We start from the raw sequence: 16,742 nt of genomic DNA, 5'->3' as shown, positions 1-16,742 counted from the left end.
GAGACACGAGTGGTCGCCGGTCGCTACCGGCTGCGTTCGGTGCTCGGCTCCGGGTCGATGGGCACCGTGTGGTCGGCCTACGACGAGTTCCTGCACCGGCAGGTGGCCGTCAAGGAGATGAAGGTGCCGCCGGGCATCCCGGCGTCGCAGGCGGACGAGCTGCGGGAGCGCACGCTGCGCGAGGCCCGCGCCATCGCCGTGCTGTCCCACCCGAACGTGATCATCCTGCACGACGTCGCCCGCGAGGACGACCAGCCGTTCGTGGTCATGGAGCTGCTGCCCTCGCGCAGCCTGGCGCACATCCTGCGCGACCACGGGCCGCTGACCGTCGAGCAGGCCGCCGCGGTCGGCATCGCCGTGGCGTCCGCGCTGGAGGCCGCGCACGCCGCCGGGATCACCCACCGCGACGTCAAGCCGGGCAACGTCCTGGTCGCCAGCGACGGCCGGATCAAGCTGACCGACTTCGGCATCGCCCGCAACGTCTCCGAGGCGACCATGACCCGCACCGGGATCATGCTCGGCTCCCCCGCCTACATCGCGCCGGAGGTCGCTTCCGGCGGCGCGGTCATCCCGGCCGCCGACCTCTGGGGCCTCGGCGCCACGCTGTTCGCCGCGGTCGAGGGCGCGCCGCCGTACGACGCCGACGGCGACCCGCTGGAGACCGTCGGCAAGGTCGTCAACGGCAAGGTGCCCAAGCCGAAGGCCGGGCCGCTCGCCGAGGTCATCTCCGCGCTGATGAAGAAGGAGCCCGGCGACCGGATCACCCTGCGCGAGGTCCGGCACCGGCTCTACCCGCTCCAGTCGAAGACGCCGCTCGACCTGTTCGGGCCCGAGCTGTTCCGCACCCCGGACGGCAAGAAGACGTCCGCGCAGCCGGACGCGACCGACACGCAGGTGATCAAGACCGTCCTGCCCGAGAAGGACAAGGACAAGGCCGAGAAGAAGGCCGAGGGGTCGAGCAGCGAGCTCGCCACCGACCCCGGCCCGCTGCCGTTCCTGCGCCCGCCCACCCCGGCCGCCCCGAACGCGGGCCCGGCGCCGACGGTGTTCGTCGCCCCGCCCCGGCCCGCCCGCCGCGGGTCACGGGCCACCGCGGTGCTCGTCGCGGTGGCGATCCTGCTCTTCCTCGTCGCCGCGGGCGGCGGGTTCGCGCTGGCCAGGGCGGTCGGCGGCCAGTCGCTGCTGCCGCCGGCGGCCGAGCCGCGAGACCCCTCGAACGGGCTCACCGACGTCCCGCCGCCGTCGCTGGTCCGCCAGTCCGGCGACGCGAGCTACGCGACCGGCGAGGGCGGCCAGTTCGGCCTCGACGTGCCGCAGGGCTGGCAGAAGTTCGTCGCGCCCCACAACACCACGAAGTTCGGGGCGAGCACCGCCGTCCAGTACGTCTCACCGGACGGCCGCCGCTCGATCCGCGTCGAGCGGCTGGCGAACTACTTCGGCAAGTTCCCGGACGACGCCGAGTACGTCGCCTGGCTGAAGCAGACGTACTCCGGCGACGGGTTCGAGCTGTTCGGCCCCTCCCCCGACGCGGGCGGCAAGGGCACCACGTTCACCTACCGCACGCTGGAGAGCGGGCTGCTGCCGGGCAACGGCGACGACGGCCGCGTCACGCGGGTGACGTTCATGAACCTGGTCCAGGCGGGCGACAGCCTGTGGGTGCTCTCGGTGACGGCGCCGGTCGAGCAGGAGGACGCGACCAGGCGGGACGTCTTCGACCGCGTGGCGCCCACGCTGAGCGTCTCGGACTAGGGCGCCCGGCCGTTGCGAACCGGCCTCGTCAGCTCGGCGCCCGGCCCAGCACCTCGCGGGAGACGTACTCCTGCGCGAGGTGCCGCAGGCCGGTGAAGATGCGGTCGCCCAGGACGGTCGCGATCAGGCCGGCCTCGATGATCTTGTCGAACGACGTCAGCCCGGTCACCACCTCGACGTCCAGCTCCGCCACCCGGAGCGCCAGCTCGAAGTACTCGTCGAGGCGCTCGGCGAGCTTCTCGTGGCCCAGTTCCTTAGCCGTGGCCAGTGCGGCGATCAGGTTGGCGACCGTGCGGTCCTCCGCGCCGTGCCACTTCCAGCCGTACCGCTGGGCCAGCTCCCGGAGCAGCTCCGACGCCCACGCCGCGGCCTCCTCCGAGACCTTCGGCGGCTCGCCGGCCAGCTCCAGCTGGACGACGCCCATCGTCTCGTGCGGCGTGCGGTCGTCGTCGATCGCGCTCAGCACGGCGCCGACCGAGGCCAGCGGGAGGCCGCCGACGTCGGTGAGCGCCTTGATCAGCCGCAGGCGCTGGACGTGGTCCGCGGAGTACCGGGCCTGGTTCGGGCTGGTGCGTTCCCCCGGCGGGAGCAGGCCTTCGCGCAGGTAGTACTTGACGGTCGCGACCGGCACCCCCGACTCGGCGCTCAGTTCGGCCATCCGCATGCGCATCCGCTCCGATCCCAGGGGCGGCCTCCGGGGCAACCCTGAAGACTTCTCAGCATGGAGAGTTTAACTTCCCATAACGGAGAGCTTGACTATCCATTCTGGGAGGGAACCATGACCATCCTTGCCGACGTCCGGAGCAGAACGCGCGGGTGGCACCGGCCGTCCGCGGTCTTCGCCGCCACCCTCGGGGCCATCGCGGTGCTGTGCGTCGCGGCGCTGCTCGTCGACCAGCGGACGCTCGCCGGCGCGCCGATCTGGGCCAAGCCGTTCAAGTTCGCCGTGTCCGGCGCGCTCTACTTCGCCACCTGGAGCTGGCTCGTCTCACTGCTCCCGCGGTTCCGGCGGACGGCCGGGTGGCTGACGAACTTCCTGGTGCTGATCTTCGCCGCCGAGTACGTCCTGCTGACGTTCCAGGCCGCGCGCGGGCGGGCGAGCCACTTCAACATCGCGACCCCGCAGGACGAGCTGCTCTACAACGTCATGGGCAAGATGATCATGGGGCTGCAGGTCGCGACGCTCGCGCTGACCGTGCTGATGATGTTCACCAAGCTCGAAGACCGGGCCGGCTTCTGGGCCGTGCGTGCCGGCGCCGTCCTGTCCCTGGTGGGCATTTCGCTCGGCATCCTGATGACGAACCCGACCGCGCGGCAGCTCGCCCAGTGGCAGGCCGGCGGGCGGCCGGACATGGTCGGCGCGCACACCGTCGGGCTCGCCGACGGCGGACCCGGCCTGCCGATCCTCGGCTGGAGCACGGTGGCGGGCGACCTGCGGATCCCGCACTTCGTCGGGATGCACGCGCTGCAGGCGCTGCCGCTGCTGGCCATCGGGCTGCTGGCACTGGCCTCGCGCTTCCCGCGGCTGCGCGACGACGCCGTCCGCGCGCGGCTCGTCCTGATCGGGGCCGCCGGGTACGCGGGGCTGATCGCGCTGGTGACGTGGCAGGCGCTGCGGGCGCAGTCGATCGTCCACCCGGACGCGACGACGCTGGGCGCGGCCGCGCTGCTGGCCGGGGCGGTCGGGCTGGGTTCGTGGGCCGCGGTGCGCGTCCGATGACCCTCTTCGACCTGGCGTTCCCGCTGGCGGCGCCGTTCTGGGCCCTGCTGATCTTCGCGCCGAACTGGCGGTGGACGGCCCGGACCATGGCGTCGCCGTGGGTGCCGCTGCTGCCGCTGGCCTGCTACTTCACGCTCGTGCTCCCGCACTTCGGCGAGTGGGGCCGGGCGATGCTCCGGCCCGACCTCGGCGTGCTCCAGACCTTGCTCGCCACGCCGTGGGGCGCCGGGCTGGTCTGGGCGCACCTGATCGCGTTCGACCTGTTCATCGCGCGGTGGATGTACTTCGAAGGCCGCGAGCGGGGCCTCTCGCCGTGGCTCGTCAGCCCGATCCTGGCGGTGACGATCTTCCTGTCGCCGTTCGGGCTGGTGGTGTTCCTGCTGGCGAGAAGCATCCGGTTACGCTCCCGGCATGACTGAACAAGAGGCCGCGAGCGCCATCGCGCAGCGCACCGGCGTGGCCGCGCACGACATCGCGGTGGTCCTGGGATCGGGCTGGCGCCCGGCGGCGGACGTCATCGGGGAGTGCGAGACGGAGATCCCGTTCGCCGAACTGCCCGGCTTCACCACGCCCGGCGCGGTGGGCCACGGCGGCACCATCCGCTCGCTGAAGATCGGCGACAAGAACGTCCTGGTCATGCTGGGGCGGACGCACTTCTACGAGGGCAAGGGCATCGACCCGGTGGTGCACAACGTGCGCACCGCCGCGGCGGCCGGCGTCCGGACGGTGCTGCTGACGAACGCGGCGGGCGGGCTGCGCGAAGGCTTCCAGGTGGGGCAGCCGGTGCTGATCGCCGACCACCTGAACCTGACCGCGCGCTCGCCGATCGTCGGCGCGAACTTCGTCGACCTGACGGACCTGTACTCGGCGCGACTGCGGAAGATCGCGCGCGAGATCGACCCGTCGCTCGAAGAAGGCGTCTACGCGGGACTGACCGGCCCGCACTTCGAAACGCCGGCGGAGATCCGGATGCTGCGCACGCTGGGCGCGGACCTGGTCGGCATGTCGACGGTCCTGGAAGCCATCGCCGCCCGCGCGGCCGGCGTCGAGGTCTTCGGGCTGTCGCTGGTGACGAACCTCGCCGCGGGCATGACCGGCGAACCGCTGAACCACCAGGAAGTCCTGGAAGCGGGCCGCGCCGCGGCCACGAAGATGGGCTCCCTGCTCCGCGACCTCATCACCCGCGCCTGACCCAAACGCCGCACTTTCACGTGAAAGTGATCCGGAGGCCGGTCCTCCACCTCACTTTCACGTGAAAGTGCCGCTTGGGTTCAGGTGAAGGTGGGGAGGTGGGCGGCGACGTCGGTGGGGGACGGCATGGCCGCGACCTCGGCGGCCAGGGCGCGGGTGGCGTCGGCGACTGCGGTGTCGGTGAGCAGGCGGCGGGCCTGGGACGCGACGGCGTCCGCGGTGACTTCGGCGGCGAGCAGCCGCGCGCCGACGCCGGCCGCGACGACCGCGTCCGCGTTGCTGAACTGGTCCGCGCCCTGCGGCAGCAGGAGCTGCGGGAGGCCCGCGCCGAACGCGCCGAGCGTCGTGCCGCTGCCGCCGTGGTGGACCACCAGGTCGACGTGCGGGAGCAGCTCCGACTGCGGGACCCAGGCCTCCAGCCGGACGTTCTCCGGGACTTCGCCGAGCACCGCCGGGTCGACCGTCGGGCCGGTGGCAACCAGGACGTCGACGTCCAAACCGGACAGACCGGCGATCGCCGCGCCCAGCACGCCCGCGTGGCCCATCGCCGTGCCGAGGGTCAGGTAGACCAGCGGCCGCCGCTTGTCCAGCACACCCGCGGGCAGGTCGCCCGGCTCGCTCCAGCCGACCGGCCGCAACGGGACGCGCGTCGCGCGCGCCAGGAACCCCGGCTCCTGCACCGACTCCGGGCAGATGTCGATGAACGGGCCGGCGAACGCCAGGTCCTCCCCGACCTCGATCCCGAGCGTCGCGGCGTGCGCGCGGATCGCGTCGCGGATCCGCGTGACCATCGGGTCTTCGCTCGACACGCGGCCGAACCCGTGCGCCACCACCGGGATCCCGGCCTTCAGCGCGGCGAACGCGCCGCCGGAGTTGCCGGCTTCGCTCACCACCAGGTCCGGCCGGACGTGCTCGAACAGCGGCAGCAGGTCGGCGACGAACCGCTCCGGCATGACCTCGCCGAACACCTTCGCCACGATCGGCCCGAGCACCTCGGGCGGGATCTCGCCGGGCGGCCGCCGCGGACCGGGCGGCCCGGACTCGGCGAAGGCCTGCCCGAACGCGTCCGCGATCGCGAGCCCGGCGGCGGCCGTCTCCAGCCCGGCTTTCGTCAGCTGCGGCAGGAAGTCTTCCGAAGTGGCGAAGACGACGTCGTGGCCCGCGTCGCGCGCGGCGACCGCCAGCGGCACCAGCGGGAACGTGTGACCGAAGGACCCCAGTGAGGTGAAGAGCAAGCGCACTCACCCGACCCTAGCCCGTAGGCTGGCGCGGTGACAGTGAATTCCACCCTGCGTGACGCCGCCTTCCGCTGGATCGCCGACGACCCGGACGACGCCTCGCGCGCCGAGCTGCAGGCCGTCCTCGCGAAGGCGATGGGCGGCGACGCCGACGCCGCCGCCGAGCTGGCCGACCGGATGGCCGGGCCGCTCGAGTTCGGCACCGCCGGCCTGCGCGGCCCGGTGCGCGCCGGGCCGAACGGGATGAACGTCGCCGTCGTCACCCGCACGACGGCCGGGGTGGCCGACTGGCTGAAGGCGCAGGGGCACGCGGGCGCGCTGGTCGTCGTCGGCCGCGACGCGCGGCACGGCTCGGAGGCGTTCGCGACCGCGGCCGCGGAGGTGCTCGCCGCGGCGGGTTTCGACGTCAAGGTGTTCCCCCGCCCGCTGCCGACGCCGGTGCTCGCGTTCGCCGTCGGGCGGCTCGGCGCGGTGGCCGGGATCCAGATCACCGCGTCGCACAATCCCCCGGCGGACAACGGGTACAAGCTCTACGACGCCACCGGCGGCCAGATCGTGCCGCCGTCCGACGGCGAGATCGAGCGCGCCATCCAGGCCGCGCCCGCCGCGGTGAGCGTGGAGCGGGCCGACGGCGCCGAGGTCGTCGACCTCGTCGACCGGTACCTCGACGAGGTCGCGACGCTGCCGCTCGGCGCGGGGCGCGCGGTGCGGGTGGCCGCGACGGCGTTGCACGGCGTCGGCGCCGAGACGCTGCGCGCGGCGTTCGAGCGGGCCGGGTTCACCGACCTGCACCTGGTGACCGCGCAGTCCACCCCGGACCCGGACTTCCCGACGGTGTCGTTCCCGAACCCGGAAGAACCGGGCGCGACGGACCTGCTGCTGGCGCTGGCGTCCGATGTGGACGCCGACCTGGCGATCGCGCTCGACCCGGACGCCGACCGCTGCGCACTCGGCGTGCGCGAGCGCGACGGGTCGTGGCGGATGCTGCGCGGCGACGAAACCGGCGTCCTGCTCGGCTCGTACGTCCTGTCCACAGTGGACCGCACGCAGCTGCCGGACCCGCTGGTGGCCACGACGATCGTGTCGTCGTCGCTCCTCGGCGAGATCGCGAAGGCCGAGGGCGCCCGCTACGCCGAGACGCTGACCGGCTTCAAGTGGCTGGTGCGCGCCGGCGAAGGACTCGTGTTCGCCTACGAAGAGGCGCTCGGCCTGTGCGTGAACCCGGGTTTCGTGCGCGACAAGGACGGCATCGCCGCCGCGACCCTGGCCGCCGGGCTCGCCGCGCAGCTCAAGGCGCAGGGCCGCACGCCGCTGGACGTGCTCGACGAACTGGCGCAGCGCCACGGCGTCCACCTGACCGACCAGGTTTCGCTGCGCGTCACCGACCTCGCCGTCCGCGGGCAGCTGATGGCGAAGGTGCGGAAGGCGCCGCCGTCGCGGCTCGGCGGCACCGAGGTCGGTCTCGAGGACCTGCTGCCGGACGCGGACGTCGTGCGCCTGGCCGGCGACGGCGTGCGCGTGGTGATCCGGCCGTCCGGGACCGAGCCCAAGCTGAAGGCGTACCTGCAGGTGGTGGCCCCGGTCACCGGCTCGCTCGCGGACGCGCGCGGGGCGGCGCGAGAGCGGCTGGCGGCGGTGCGGGCCGACGTCGAGGAGCTGCTCGCCTGATGCCGCGGCTGCTGATCGTGCACCACACGCCGTCGCCGTCGACGCAGGCGCTGTTCGAGGCCGTGCTCGCGGGCGCGACGCACCCGGACGTCGAAGGGGTGGAGGTCGTCCGCCGCGCGGCGCTGGCGGCGACCGTCCCCGACGTCCTCGAGGCGGACGGCTACCTGCTGGGCACGCCGGCGAACCTGGGCAGCATGAGCGGCGCGCTGAAGCACTTCTTCGACACCGTCTACTACCCCTGCCTGGACGCGACGCGGGGCCGCCCGTTCGGGTACTGGATCCACGGCGGGAGCGACACGTCGGGGACGGAACGCCAGCTGCGCTCCATCACCACGGGCCTGGCGTGGAGCCAGGCGGCGGAACCGGTGATCAGCACGGGCGAACCGGACAAAAAGACTCTTGAAGCGTGCGCGGAACTGGGCGGCACGCTGGCCGCGACCCTGCTGGGCTGAGCGAACGCGGAAATAAGAAGGCCTGTCACCGGAAGCCCTGGGGGTCGACCTCCGGCAACAGGCCGTTGCCAAGGGACCCACCCGAGGGCGATCGACCTTGGCCTGTGCAGCGTACTACAGACCGCCGATCATGACGAGCCGGAGGCACGACAAGCCCCTCGCCCAGCTGTTCCGTACACCCCCAGGGCACGGACCGCCGGGCGAGAGGCGTGCCAACTGTAAACCACTGCATACGATAGCTGTCAACGTGTGCGTACAGTGGTTTCCCGGCTAGAATTTTCACGGCGGAAACCTAGGGGGCGGGGATGGCACGGGAACGCACCTTCGCGGAACGGCTGAGTGCCCTGATCGAGGCGGCCCGGCTGGACGGCCGCGCGCCGCACAGCTACCGGGAGATCTCCGCGGCCGTCGAGCGCGCGGGCGGGCCGGCGATGTCGCCCGCCTACCTGCAGCAGCTGGCGACCGGGAAGCGGGTCAACCCGAAGATCCACTACGTCGAGGCGCTGGCGCGGCTGTTCGGCGTGCCGGTGACGTACTTCTTCGACGAAGAGGCGGCCGCGCCGCCGGCGGGCGAGGCCCAGCTGATGGCGATGCGGGCGCAGGAGCTGTCGCCGCAGGGCCGCCGTCAGGTGATGGACCTCCTCGACCTCGTCGAACGCTACGAGCGGGCCGAACGCGAAGGCCGGAATCCGGAGGACGCGGCGCGATGAAGGAGCGGGAGCTGCGCCGCCGGTGCCGGAAGCTGCTCAAGGACCTCGACATCGGCCCCCCGCTCGACGTCGAGGTGCTGTGCTCGCGGCTGGGCGAGCGGCGCGGCAAGCCGATCCGGCTGATGGCGTACCCGCTCGAAGTGCCGGGGCCGTTCGGCTGCTGGATCGCGACGACGTCCGCGGACTACATCTTCTACCAGGCCGAAACGACGAAATCGCACCAGGACCACATCATCCTGCACGAGCTCGGGCACATGCTGGCCGACCACCACCCGCACGGCGACGCCGAGCCGGCGGACTTCCTGCGCGGCCCGGCGACCGACCTCGACCCGGATGCCGTGCACCGCGCCCTGCGCCGCTCGTCCTACGATGATGCGCACGAGTGGGAAGCCGAGACCGTCGCGACCATCATCCTCGAGTGGGCGTCGGTCCTGAACTACACGATCCCGCGGCGCGCTGCGGACCGGGATCTCCGCCGGATCCAGGGGGCGCTCGGCGATCACCAAGGGTGGTTGTGAGCACACTGTCGCCGATCCGGCCGAAAGCAGGCGGACACGGTCCGCAGCCGATCCGCACGAGGCAGGGGTTTCCGCCGTGACTGCCGCCGGATTGGCAACCGACGGCACAGTCAGCCCCGTGAACCTGATCGCGATGGTGCTGTTCGCCGCCGCGCTCGCGTGGCGGATCTACCAGGTGCAGCGCGCGCCGACGGTGCCGAACTGGGCCGTCACGGCGTGCGTGGCCGGGTTCGCCACGGCGTTCCTGCTGCAGCAGACGACGATCTCCGACGAAGTGGACGCGCTCCTCGGCCGCGGCGCGGCCCGGGTGGCGAACAACGCGCTGCTGGCGTGCGGTATCTGCGCGCTGGTGATCTTCTTCCTCGGCTCCACGCTGGGCCCCCGCCGGTACCGCCGGGTGACGGCCGAGCTGGTGCCGCTGCTGGCGGCGATCGCGCTGATGATCGTCGCGATGGCCGTGACGCCGCCGGAGCTGCGCGGCCTCCCGCTGGGGCCGTCGACGGTCCACGACAGTGGGGTCGCCCTCTTCTACCTCGGTGCCGGGCTGTACCTGATCTACGGCCTGATCGCGTGCTCGGCGTGGATCGTGCGGTACCTGCGGGTGGCCGACCGGAACCTGCGGATCGGCCTCAAGCTGAGCGCGATCGGCATGGCCGGCGCGGCGGCCGGCAGCATCTTCCGCGCGCTGTACATCGTGGTGGCGTGGGCGTTCGGGCCGGTGGTGAAGGTCCTGCTGCTGCTCGGCGTGCCGTTCGTGATCATCGGCGGGATGCTGTTCCTGGCCGGCATGACCTACCCCGGCGTGCGAGCGCGGCTTTCGGCGTTGCGGCGCCGCCGCCAGCACCGGCGCGAGCACCAGACCCTCGCTCCACTGTGGACGCTCCTGGTCCGCGCGTTCCCCAGCATCGTGCTACGGACCCCGCCGCGCCGCGACCGGTTCTCGCCGCGTGGCATCCACCGCGTGCACTACCGGCGGGTGATCGAGATCCGGGACGGGCTGGTCCAGCTGTCGCCGTACCTGGCGGCGGACTTCGGCGAGGTCGTGGCCACCGACCCGGGCGCCGCGGCGGCCGCGCTGAAGGCGGCGCTGGAGCGGCACGCGGCGGGCGAGGAGACCGACGGCCGCGCCAAGCAGGTCCTGCCCGCGCTCGCGGACGACATCGAATCCGACGTCCGGCCGCTGCTCGCGCTGTCGGCCGCGCTGGATTCCTGACGTGGACACGCTGATCACGGCCGGCCGGGTCCTGCCCCGGCCGTCGGCCCCGGTGCGCGACGGCGCCGTCCTGGTCCGCGACGGCGTGATCGTGGCGGCGGGCCCGCGGGCCGACGTCGTCGCGCAGGCGGCGCCGGACGCCGTCCGGCACGACTTCCCCACCGGGACCGCGCTGGCCGGGCTGTTCAACGTCCACGTGCACCTGGCCTTCGACGCGTCCCGGGAGGTGCTGGCGCACTTTTCCGCCGATGGTTTTCCCGTCGAGGACGCGCGCTCGCGGCTGACGTCGATGCTGCGCAGCGGCGTGACGACGGTCCGGGACCTCGGCGACCGCGGTCACCTGGGCGCGGCGGTCCGCCGGTCGTTCCCGGACTCGGTGGCGGCCCCGCGCCTGCTGGTGTCGGGCCCGCCGATCACGGTGCCGGACGGCCATTGCCACTTCTTCGGCGGCGCGGTCGCGTCGGACTCCGCGATCCGCGAGCTGATCGACGAGAACGCGGCGGCGGGCGCGGACGTGATCAAGGTGATGGCCAGCGGCGGCCAGCTCACCGAGGGCGGCGCCGACATGTGGGAGTCGCAGTTCGACGCCCGCCGGCTGTCGGTGATCGTCTCCCACGCGGCTTCGCACGGCCTCCCGGTGGCGGCGCACGCCCACGGCGCCGACGCGATTTCGGCGGCGGTGTCGGCCGGGGTGTCGACGGTGGAGCACTGCAGCTTCCTGACCGGCCCGCGGACCTTCGACCGACGGGACTCGGTGGCGGCGCGGATGGCCGCCGAGGGGATTTCGGCGTGCTCGACCAGCAGCCGGAACTGGCGGGTGATCGTCGAGAAGCTGGGCGAGGCCACGGCGGAGGCGATGTACGGGCGGTTGCCGTGGCTGGAGGAGCACGGGGTCCGGTTGCTGGCCGGGACGGACGCGGGGCTGCCGGGATCGGTGTTCGACGATCCGGTCGGGGCGCTGGAGCTGTACGAGTGGCTCGGGTTCCCGCGGCGGCGGATCCTGGAGATCGCGACCGAGGACAGCGCGGCCGGGCTCGGGCTGTCGGCGGTGACCGGCCGGCTCGAGGCCGGGCTGGCGGGTGACGTGCTCGTCGTCGAAGGGGATCCGCTGGCGTCGCTCGCCGCGCTCCGCAACCCGCTGCTCGTGCTGGCTCGGGGGCGCGCCGCGTAGACCGGCGACCCGAGCAGGGAATGCCCAGTTTGGTGACAGCGTTTTAAAACAGTGTTACTGTTAGCGCCACCCCAACCCGAGGAGTCCCCCGATGCACGGACCCACCCAGCTCTTCACGGTGATCGCCCTGGTCTCGCTCCCCACCGTCATGTACGGCGGCTACGCCCTCATGGGCGTGCTGCGCGACCGGAAGCTCACCGAACACCAGCGCGCGATGTTCCGGGCCGGCCACGCCCACGCCGGCGTCCTCCTGGTCCTCGCGCTGGTCGCGCTCCAGATCCTGAGCCGCACGACGCTGACCGGCACCACCGTCTGGATCACGTGCTTCCTGCTGCTCTTCGGCATCCTCGCCCAGTCCGGCGGCTTCTTCCTCCACCTGCTCCCGAACCAGAACAAGCTCGGCGGCCGCGTCACGACGGCGGGTGCGGCCCTCCTCGCCGCCGCGGTGCTGCTCACCGCCTATGGGGTCGCCTTCGCCTGACGAAACCGGTCGTTAAGCTTGACGACGTGCCTGAATACCTGCCGACCGCGCCCTACAAGGGGACCCGGGACTTCCTGCCCGCCGAAATGTCCGTGCGGACCCAGGTGTTCGGTCATCTCTACGACGTCCTCGAGCGCCGCGGCTTCCTCCGCTACGACGGGCCGATCCTCGAGTCGGCCGAGATCTACGAGCGGAAGTCCGGGCAGGAGATCGCGGACAAGCAGCTCTACACCCTCACCGACAAGGGCGGGCGGCGGCTGGCGCTGCGGCCCGAGATGACGCCGTCGGTGGCGCGGATGATCGCCGGGAGCGCCAAGTCCCTCTCCTTCCCGGTGCGCTGGTACAGCCACCCGAACTGCCACCGGTACGAGGCGCCGCAGCGCGGGCGGGTGCGGGAGCACTGGCAGATCAACGCCGACATCTTCGGGTCGGACAGCGCCAACTGCGAGATCGAGATCTTCGAGCTGGTGCACGACCTGATGGCCGCGCTCGGGGCGACGCCGGACATGTTCGTGCTGCGCGTCAACGACCGGAACCTGCTGACGTCGGCGCTCACCGACGTCGCCGGGGTGTCCGAGGACCACCTGGCGCAGGTGTTCGCGCTGGTCGACCGGTGGGAGAAGTACCCGCGCGAGAAGCTCGCCGAGAGCGCCGGCGAGATCGGGTTGTCGGACAAGCAGTTCGAGAAGCTGGCCGAGACGCTCGACATGGGCGAGGCGCTGCTCGACGAGCTGCCCGCCGAAGTGCGGGAGCAGTCGAACCTCGTCAAGGTGCTCAACAGCGGCGCCAAGGACCTGGTGAAGTACGAGCCGATGATCGTGCGCGGGCTGGCGTACTACACGTCGACCGTGTTCGAGGTCTTCGACACCTCGCCGGAAAACCGCCGCGCGCTGTTCGGCGGCGGCCGGTACAGCGACCTCGCGTCGATGTTCACGCCGCAGCAGATCCCGGGCATCGGCTTCGGCATGGGCGACGTCACGCTGATCGACTTCCTCGCCACCCACGGCCTGACCCCGGCGCCGCGCAGCGAGGTCGACGTCATGGTCATCCCGGTGACGGAAGACCTCGCGGACGAGGCCAGGACGGTCGCGCGGGCGCTGCGCGCGGCGGGTCTGCGGACGTCGACGCCGATCGAGCACCGCAAGCTCGGCAAGGAGCTGACCCGCGCGGACAAGGCGGGCGCGGTCGCGGTCGTGATCGTCGGCCAGGAGGACTGGGCGGCCGGCAACGTGACGGTCCGCAGCCTGGCCACGCGCGAGCAGAACCCGGTCGCGATCGCGGACGCCCCCGCGGCGGTCCAGGCGCTGCTGGCCTGAAACCCGCTCGACGCCCCTGGCACGCTGAAGGGGTGTTCGATGCGCCGCTTTCGTTCGAGGAGCTGGAGTCGCTCGCCGGGGGTGACGTCCGCCGGTGGGCGGACTTCGACCTCGCCGTGCGGCGCTGGTGGCGACCCGATCTCGTCTTTCGCGGGGCCGGCCTCGGCCGCCGGCCACCGCGCGAGGTGCTGGCGGAAGCCGCCTGCCACGGCGACGGGCGGGTGCGGCAGGCCGCGGTCGAGCGGCTGGCGGCCGGCCGCCAGCCGGAAGCGCTGCCGCTGCTGCTGATCCGCTGCGTCGACTGGGTGGAGCCGGTCCGGGCGGCGGCGCGGGCCGCAACGCTGTCCAAACTGGACGATTCCGCGCTCCGGGCGATGCTGCCGCTCATCGCCGTCCTGGCGCGGCGGCAGGTCGACGCGTGGATGACCACGCTGTTCCGCGACAACCTGCCCCGCATGCTCGACGCCGCACTGGCGCTGGAAGATCGCGCGAGCCGCCGCTGGGCACACGCCGAAGCACTCGGCCTGCTCCCCCGCGAGCGGCTGCTGGACATCGCGCGGCGGGACCACGACCTCGTGGTCCGGACGCTGTGCGGCACCGCGCTGCTCGACCGCGGCGAGTTCGTCGGCGAACTCCTCGCCGCCGGGTCGCCGAAGGTCCGTCTGCGCGCGCTGACGCTCGTCGGCGAGGCCACCGTCGAAGACCACCTGGCGGACCGCTCCTCCCTGGTCCGCTCGATGGCCCAGGCCCTCGTCCTCAAGGCGGGCGGCGATCCCGCCGCGCACTACCGGACGCTGCCCGCCTCGCCCGGCGCGATCGCCGGGCTCGGCGAGACCGGCACCGCCGAAGACGCGTGGCGGCTCGAACAGCACCTCGCGGACGAACGGCCCCGGGTCCGCGCGTTCGCGGTCCGCGGTCTGCGCCGGATCGCGCCGGAATCGGCCGCGGTGCGGCCGTTGCTGACCGACCCGTCGCCCGCGGTCACCCGCCAGGTGGTGGCGTTCCTGCGCGGCAAGCCCGCGCTCGTCGGCGTGCCCGCCCTGCGAGAGCTGCTGGCGCCGGGGCTCCCGCGCCACACCCGGCGGGCCGGCGCGGCCTTGCTCCGCGACCGCGACACCTGGCTGCGCCTGCACACGAACCTGACGCTGCTGCCCGACGCGGACCTGGGCGCCGACGCCGAGCAGGACCTGCGGTCGTGTCACCAGCACCTGGCCGGTGTCTACACCAAACCGCCGGCCCGGCTCCGGACCGAGATCGAGACCGCCTGCACCGGCCTCGACCCGGCCACGGCCCGCTGGATCCGCTCGATGCTCGGGTCCGCCCGGTTCCGCGCCTGATCACGTGGCCGCATCCGCACGGCGCAACATCAACCGGTCACGGCCCGCTCGATCCGCCCGACGCTCGGCCCGCCCGATCCCGATCACGTGGCCGCGTCCGCGCGGAGCAGCGTCAACGTGAACGTCGCTCCCGCGCCCGGCCGGCCCGCCGCCGCGATGGTGCCGCCGTGGCCGTTCACCACCTCGCGCACCAATGCGAGGCCCAGGCCGAAGCGGCGGCCGTCGCCGTCGGAACCGCGGGCGAAGCGCTCGAAGATCCGGTCCGCGTCGGCCGCCGGGAAGCCGACGCCGGTGTCGTGGACGCGCAGCTCCACGTGCCGCTCGTCGGGGACGCCCAGCCACACCTCGATCGAGCCGCCCGGCGGGGTGTGGCCGAGCGCGTTGTCCAGCAACGCCGACAGCACCCGCCGCAACGCCGTCGGCACGCCCTGGACGACGTACGGCCGCCGCTCGCGGGTCACCGCGAGCCGGACCTGGCCCTCCCCCGCGCGGTCCGTTTCCGCCGCGACCGCTTCTTCCGCGAGCGAGCCCAGGTCCACCAGCTCCAGCGAGGACCGGTCTCCCGCCTGCGCCGACATCAGCAGGTCTTCGACGACTTCGCCGAGCTCCCGGGTGCCGCGGACCAGCTGGTCGAGGTCGTCGGCGTCCCGTCCCGACGCGCGCCGGGCCAGCAGCTGGGCGCGGGTGTGCAGGCGGGTCAGCGGGGCCCGGAGTTCGTGGGACGCGTCGGCGACGAACGTCCGCTGCCGCCGCAGGGCGTCGGCCAGCGGCCGGATCGCGCGGCCGGCCATGACCCGGCCGCACAGCACCGCCGCGAGCAGCGCGAGCACCTCCGCGACGCCGAGGCCGAACACCAGCGACGAGCGGTCCTGGATCTGGTAGACCTCCTCGAAGTACGCCTGCGAAACGACGCCACCGCGGTTCTCCACGCGGATCGTGTACGTCATCGCGCCGATCGGGCGCCGTTCCGTGTGGACGTCGCCGGGCGCGGGAACGGTCGACGCCAGGGAAGCCAGCGGCATCCCGGCCGGCGGCGGTCCGGCGGGCGCGTGCAGCACCGGCGTGAACAGCCAGACGCAGCCGGGCGGGGTCTCGGCCGGACCGAGCTGGATCGTGCGGGCCAGCACCCGGTCGGCGTCGGCGTGCTGCCCGGCCAGCAGGATCCCGTACGCGATCGCGCCCGCGACCGCCACGAGCAGCGACACCACGACGGAGATCTGCGCGGTGATCGCCCACCGCGCCCGCCGCAGGGCCCGGTCCTCGGGGTCGCCGCCGGGTCTCACACCGCGCCGATCTGGTACCCGAGGCCGTGCACGGTCCGCACGACGTCCCGCCCGAGCTTGCGCCGCAGGTAGTACACGTAGGTGTCCACAATAGACTCTCCGGTCGAGTCGGCGAAGACGTTCGTCCGCAGCGCCGCCCGAGGGTGGATCGCCTTGGGCCGCTGCGCCAGGGTCCGCAGCAGCTCGAACTCCCGCCCGGACAACGTGATCCGCTCGCCGCGCGGCAGCACGACCTCGTGCCGCCGCAGGTCGAGGGCCGCGGTGCCGAGCGGGAGGCACTCCGCGCCTTCGAGGTCGCGCCGGCCCAGCGCGCGCAGGCGGGCCAGCAGCTCCTCGGCTTCGAACGGCTTGACGAGGTAGTCGTCGGCGCCGGCGTCGAGCCCGCCGACGCGGTCGGCCAGCTCGCCGAGCGCCGAGAGCACCAGCACCCGCGTGGTCACCGCCCTGGCCCGCAGCTGCCGCACCAGCTCCAGGCCGTCGAGCACCGGGAGGCGGCGGTCGATGATCATCACGTCGTACCGCCCGGTGAGCCCGAGGTGCAGGCCGCGCTGCCCGTCGTGCGCCGCCTCGGTTTCGTAGCCTTCGTCGCCGAGCAGCTCCGCGAGCATGCCCGCCAGTTCGCGGTCGTCCTCGACCACGAGCACCCGCGGTTTCGTCGCCCCATCGTGCACGAGTCCATACTGGCAGTGATTTTC

General features: G+C 73.0%; 17 protein-coding genes. 13 read left to right on the top strand and 4 right to left on the bottom strand.

Annotated features, from left to right (window positions below):
- Positions 1–57: 57 nt before the first annotated feature.
- On the top strand, positions 58–1,749 hold the full coding sequence (locus AB5J73_RS16840) for a serine/threonine-protein kinase (RefSeq protein ID WP_370973208.1): 1,692 nt from the start codon (positions 58–60) through the stop codon (positions 1,747–1,749).
- A 28-nt stretch (positions 1,750–1,777) separates the two neighbouring features.
- Here the strand turns inward: AB5J73_RS16840 and AB5J73_RS16835 are convergent, their stop codons facing one another.
- A complete protein-coding gene (locus AB5J73_RS16835) occupies positions 1,778–2,407 on the bottom strand; it encodes a MerR family transcriptional regulator (RefSeq protein WP_370970605.1) in 630 nt (209 codons plus the stop codon).
- Positions 2,408–2,527: 120 nt separating this feature from the next.
- Here AB5J73_RS16835 and AB5J73_RS16830 point away from each other — a divergent pair, with 120 nt between their 5' ends.
- Genes AB5J73_RS16830 through AB5J73_RS16820 form a run of 3 tightly spaced genes read left to right on the top strand, consistent with a single transcriptional unit; the run spans position 2,528 to position 4,660 of the window.
- Positions 2,528–3,469 (top strand): hypothetical protein, encoded by a 942-nt coding sequence (locus AB5J73_RS16830; protein WP_370970604.1) that lies wholly within the window; start codon positions 2,528–2,530, stop codon positions 3,467–3,469.
- The gene (locus AB5J73_RS16825) at positions 3,466–3,888 is read left to right on the top strand and encodes an ABA4-like family protein (protein WP_370970603.1); all 423 of its coding nucleotides are present in this window, start codon (positions 3,466–3,468) and stop codon (positions 3,886–3,888) included. The genes AB5J73_RS16830 and AB5J73_RS16825 overlap by 4 nt, the downstream gene beginning before the upstream one ends.
- Complete coding sequence (locus AB5J73_RS16820) at positions 3,881–4,660, top strand: purine-nucleoside phosphorylase (RefSeq protein WP_370970602.1); 780 nt, start codon at positions 3,881–3,883, stop codon at positions 4,658–4,660. The genes AB5J73_RS16825 and AB5J73_RS16820 overlap by 8 nt, the downstream gene beginning before the upstream one ends.
- 80 nt (positions 4,661–4,740) lie before the next feature.
- Here the strand turns inward: AB5J73_RS16820 and AB5J73_RS16815 are convergent, their stop codons facing one another.
- The gene (locus AB5J73_RS16815) at positions 4,741–5,901 is read right to left on the bottom strand and encodes a glycosyltransferase (protein WP_370970600.1); all 1,161 of its coding nucleotides are present in this window, start codon (positions 5,899–5,901) and stop codon (positions 4,741–4,743) included.
- 30 nt (positions 5,902–5,931) lie between these two features.
- Here AB5J73_RS16815 and AB5J73_RS16810 point away from each other — a divergent pair, with 30 nt between their 5' ends.
- The 9 genes from AB5J73_RS16810 (at position 5,932) to AB5J73_RS16770 (ending at position 14,764) form a co-directional block, all read left to right on the top strand.
- Positions 5,932–7,566, top strand: a complete 1,635-nt coding sequence (locus tag AB5J73_RS16810) for a phospho-sugar mutase (RefSeq protein WP_370970599.1) — start codon at positions 5,932–5,934, stop codon at positions 7,564–7,566.
- Positions 7,566–8,018, top strand: a complete 453-nt coding sequence (locus AB5J73_RS16805) for a flavodoxin family protein (RefSeq protein ID WP_370970598.1) — start codon at positions 7,566–7,568, stop codon at positions 8,016–8,018. Before AB5J73_RS16810 ends, AB5J73_RS16805 begins: the two co-directional genes overlap by 1 nt.
- Positions 8,019–8,323: 305 nt before the next feature.
- Positions 8,324–8,728 (top strand): XRE family transcriptional regulator, encoded by a 405-nt coding sequence (locus AB5J73_RS16800; RefSeq protein WP_370970596.1) that lies wholly within the window; start codon positions 8,324–8,326, stop codon positions 8,726–8,728.
- Positions 8,725–9,246, top strand: coding sequence for a hypothetical protein (locus AB5J73_RS16795; RefSeq protein ID WP_370970595.1), 522 nt, complete (start codon positions 8,725–8,727; stop codon positions 9,244–9,246). The genes AB5J73_RS16800 and AB5J73_RS16795 overlap by 4 nt, the downstream gene beginning before the upstream one ends.
- A 133-nt stretch (positions 9,247–9,379) precedes the next feature.
- Positions 9,380–10,459 (top strand): MAB_1171c family putative transporter, encoded by a 1,080-nt coding sequence (locus AB5J73_RS16790; RefSeq protein WP_370973205.1) that lies wholly within the window; start codon positions 9,380–9,382, stop codon positions 10,457–10,459.
- Position 10,460: 1 nt separating this feature from the next.
- Positions 10,461–11,630: an amidohydrolase family protein gene (locus tag AB5J73_RS16785; protein WP_370970593.1), complete on the top strand. Its 1,170-nt coding sequence runs from the start codon at positions 10,461–10,463 to the stop codon at positions 11,628–11,630.
- 91 nt (positions 11,631–11,721) lie between these two features.
- A complete protein-coding gene (locus AB5J73_RS16780) occupies positions 11,722–12,111 on the top strand; it encodes a hypothetical protein (RefSeq protein WP_370970592.1) in 390 nt (129 codons plus the stop codon).
- Positions 12,112–12,137: 26 nt separating this feature from the next.
- Complete coding sequence (gene hisS / locus AB5J73_RS16775) at positions 12,138–13,427, top strand: histidine--tRNA ligase (protein WP_370970591.1); 1,290 nt, start codon at positions 12,138–12,140, stop codon at positions 13,425–13,427.
- A 32-nt stretch (positions 13,428–13,459) separates the two neighbouring features.
- Positions 13,460–14,764, top strand: coding sequence for a hypothetical protein (locus tag AB5J73_RS16770; RefSeq protein ID WP_370970590.1), 1,305 nt, complete (start codon positions 13,460–13,462; stop codon positions 14,762–14,764).
- 83 nt (positions 14,765–14,847) lie between these two features.
- Here AB5J73_RS16770 and AB5J73_RS16765 read toward each other — a convergent pair whose 3' ends face one another.
- Entirely contained in the window at positions 14,848–16,047 is a 1,200-nt protein-coding gene (locus AB5J73_RS16765; RefSeq protein WP_370970589.1) for a sensor histidine kinase, read from the bottom strand.
- Positions 16,044–16,691, bottom strand: coding sequence for a response regulator transcription factor (locus tag AB5J73_RS16760; protein WP_370973202.1), 648 nt, complete (start codon positions 16,689–16,691; stop codon positions 16,044–16,046). Before AB5J73_RS16760 ends, AB5J73_RS16765 begins: the two co-directional genes overlap by 4 nt.
- Positions 16,692–16,742 lie beyond the last annotated feature (51 nt).

The organism is Amycolatopsis sp. cg9 (genome assembly GCF_041346945.1).
Classification (GTDB): domain Bacteria; phylum Actinomycetota; class Actinomycetes; order Mycobacteriales; family Pseudonocardiaceae; genus Amycolatopsis.
This window is presented reverse-complemented; position numbering and strand designations above follow the sequence as displayed.

What these genes read in the sequence shown, in the direction of transcription:
- AB5J73_RS16800 (WP_370970596.1), top strand. Translation starts at nt 8,324, where the DNA reads ATGGCACGGGAACGCACCTTCGCGGAACGGCTGAGTGCCCTGATCGAG.
- AB5J73_RS16825 (WP_370970603.1), top strand. Translation starts at nt 3,466, where the DNA reads ATGACCCTCTTCGACCTGGCGTTCCCGCTGGCGGCGCCGTTCTGGGCC.
- AB5J73_RS16805 (WP_370970598.1), top strand. Translation starts at nt 7,566, where the DNA reads ATGCCGCGGCTGCTGATCGTGCACCACACGCCGTCGCCGTCGACGCAG.
- AB5J73_RS16795 (WP_370970595.1), top strand. Translation starts at nt 8,725, where the DNA reads ATGAAGGAGCGGGAGCTGCGCCGCCGGTGCCGGAAGCTGCTCAAGGAC.
- AB5J73_RS16780 (WP_370970592.1), top strand. Translation starts at nt 11,722, where the DNA reads ATGCACGGACCCACCCAGCTCTTCACGGTGATCGCCCTGGTCTCGCTC.
- AB5J73_RS16830 (WP_370970604.1), top strand. Translation starts at nt 2,528, where the DNA reads ATGACCATCCTTGCCGACGTCCGGAGCAGAACGCGCGGGTGGCACCGG.
- AB5J73_RS16790 (WP_370973205.1), top strand. Translation starts at nt 9,380, where the DNA reads ATGGTGCTGTTCGCCGCCGCGCTCGCGTGGCGGATCTACCAGGTGCAG.
- AB5J73_RS16820 (WP_370970602.1), top strand. Translation starts at nt 3,881, where the DNA reads ATGACTGAACAAGAGGCCGCGAGCGCCATCGCGCAGCGCACCGGCGTG.
- AB5J73_RS16840 (WP_370973208.1), top strand. Translation starts at nt 58, where the DNA reads ATGGGCACCGTGTGGTCGGCCTACGACGAGTTCCTGCACCGGCAGGTG.
- AB5J73_RS16835 (WP_370970605.1), bottom strand. Translation starts at nt 2,407, where the DNA reads ATGGCCGAACTGAGCGCCGAGTCGGGGGTGCCGGTCGCGACCGTCAAG.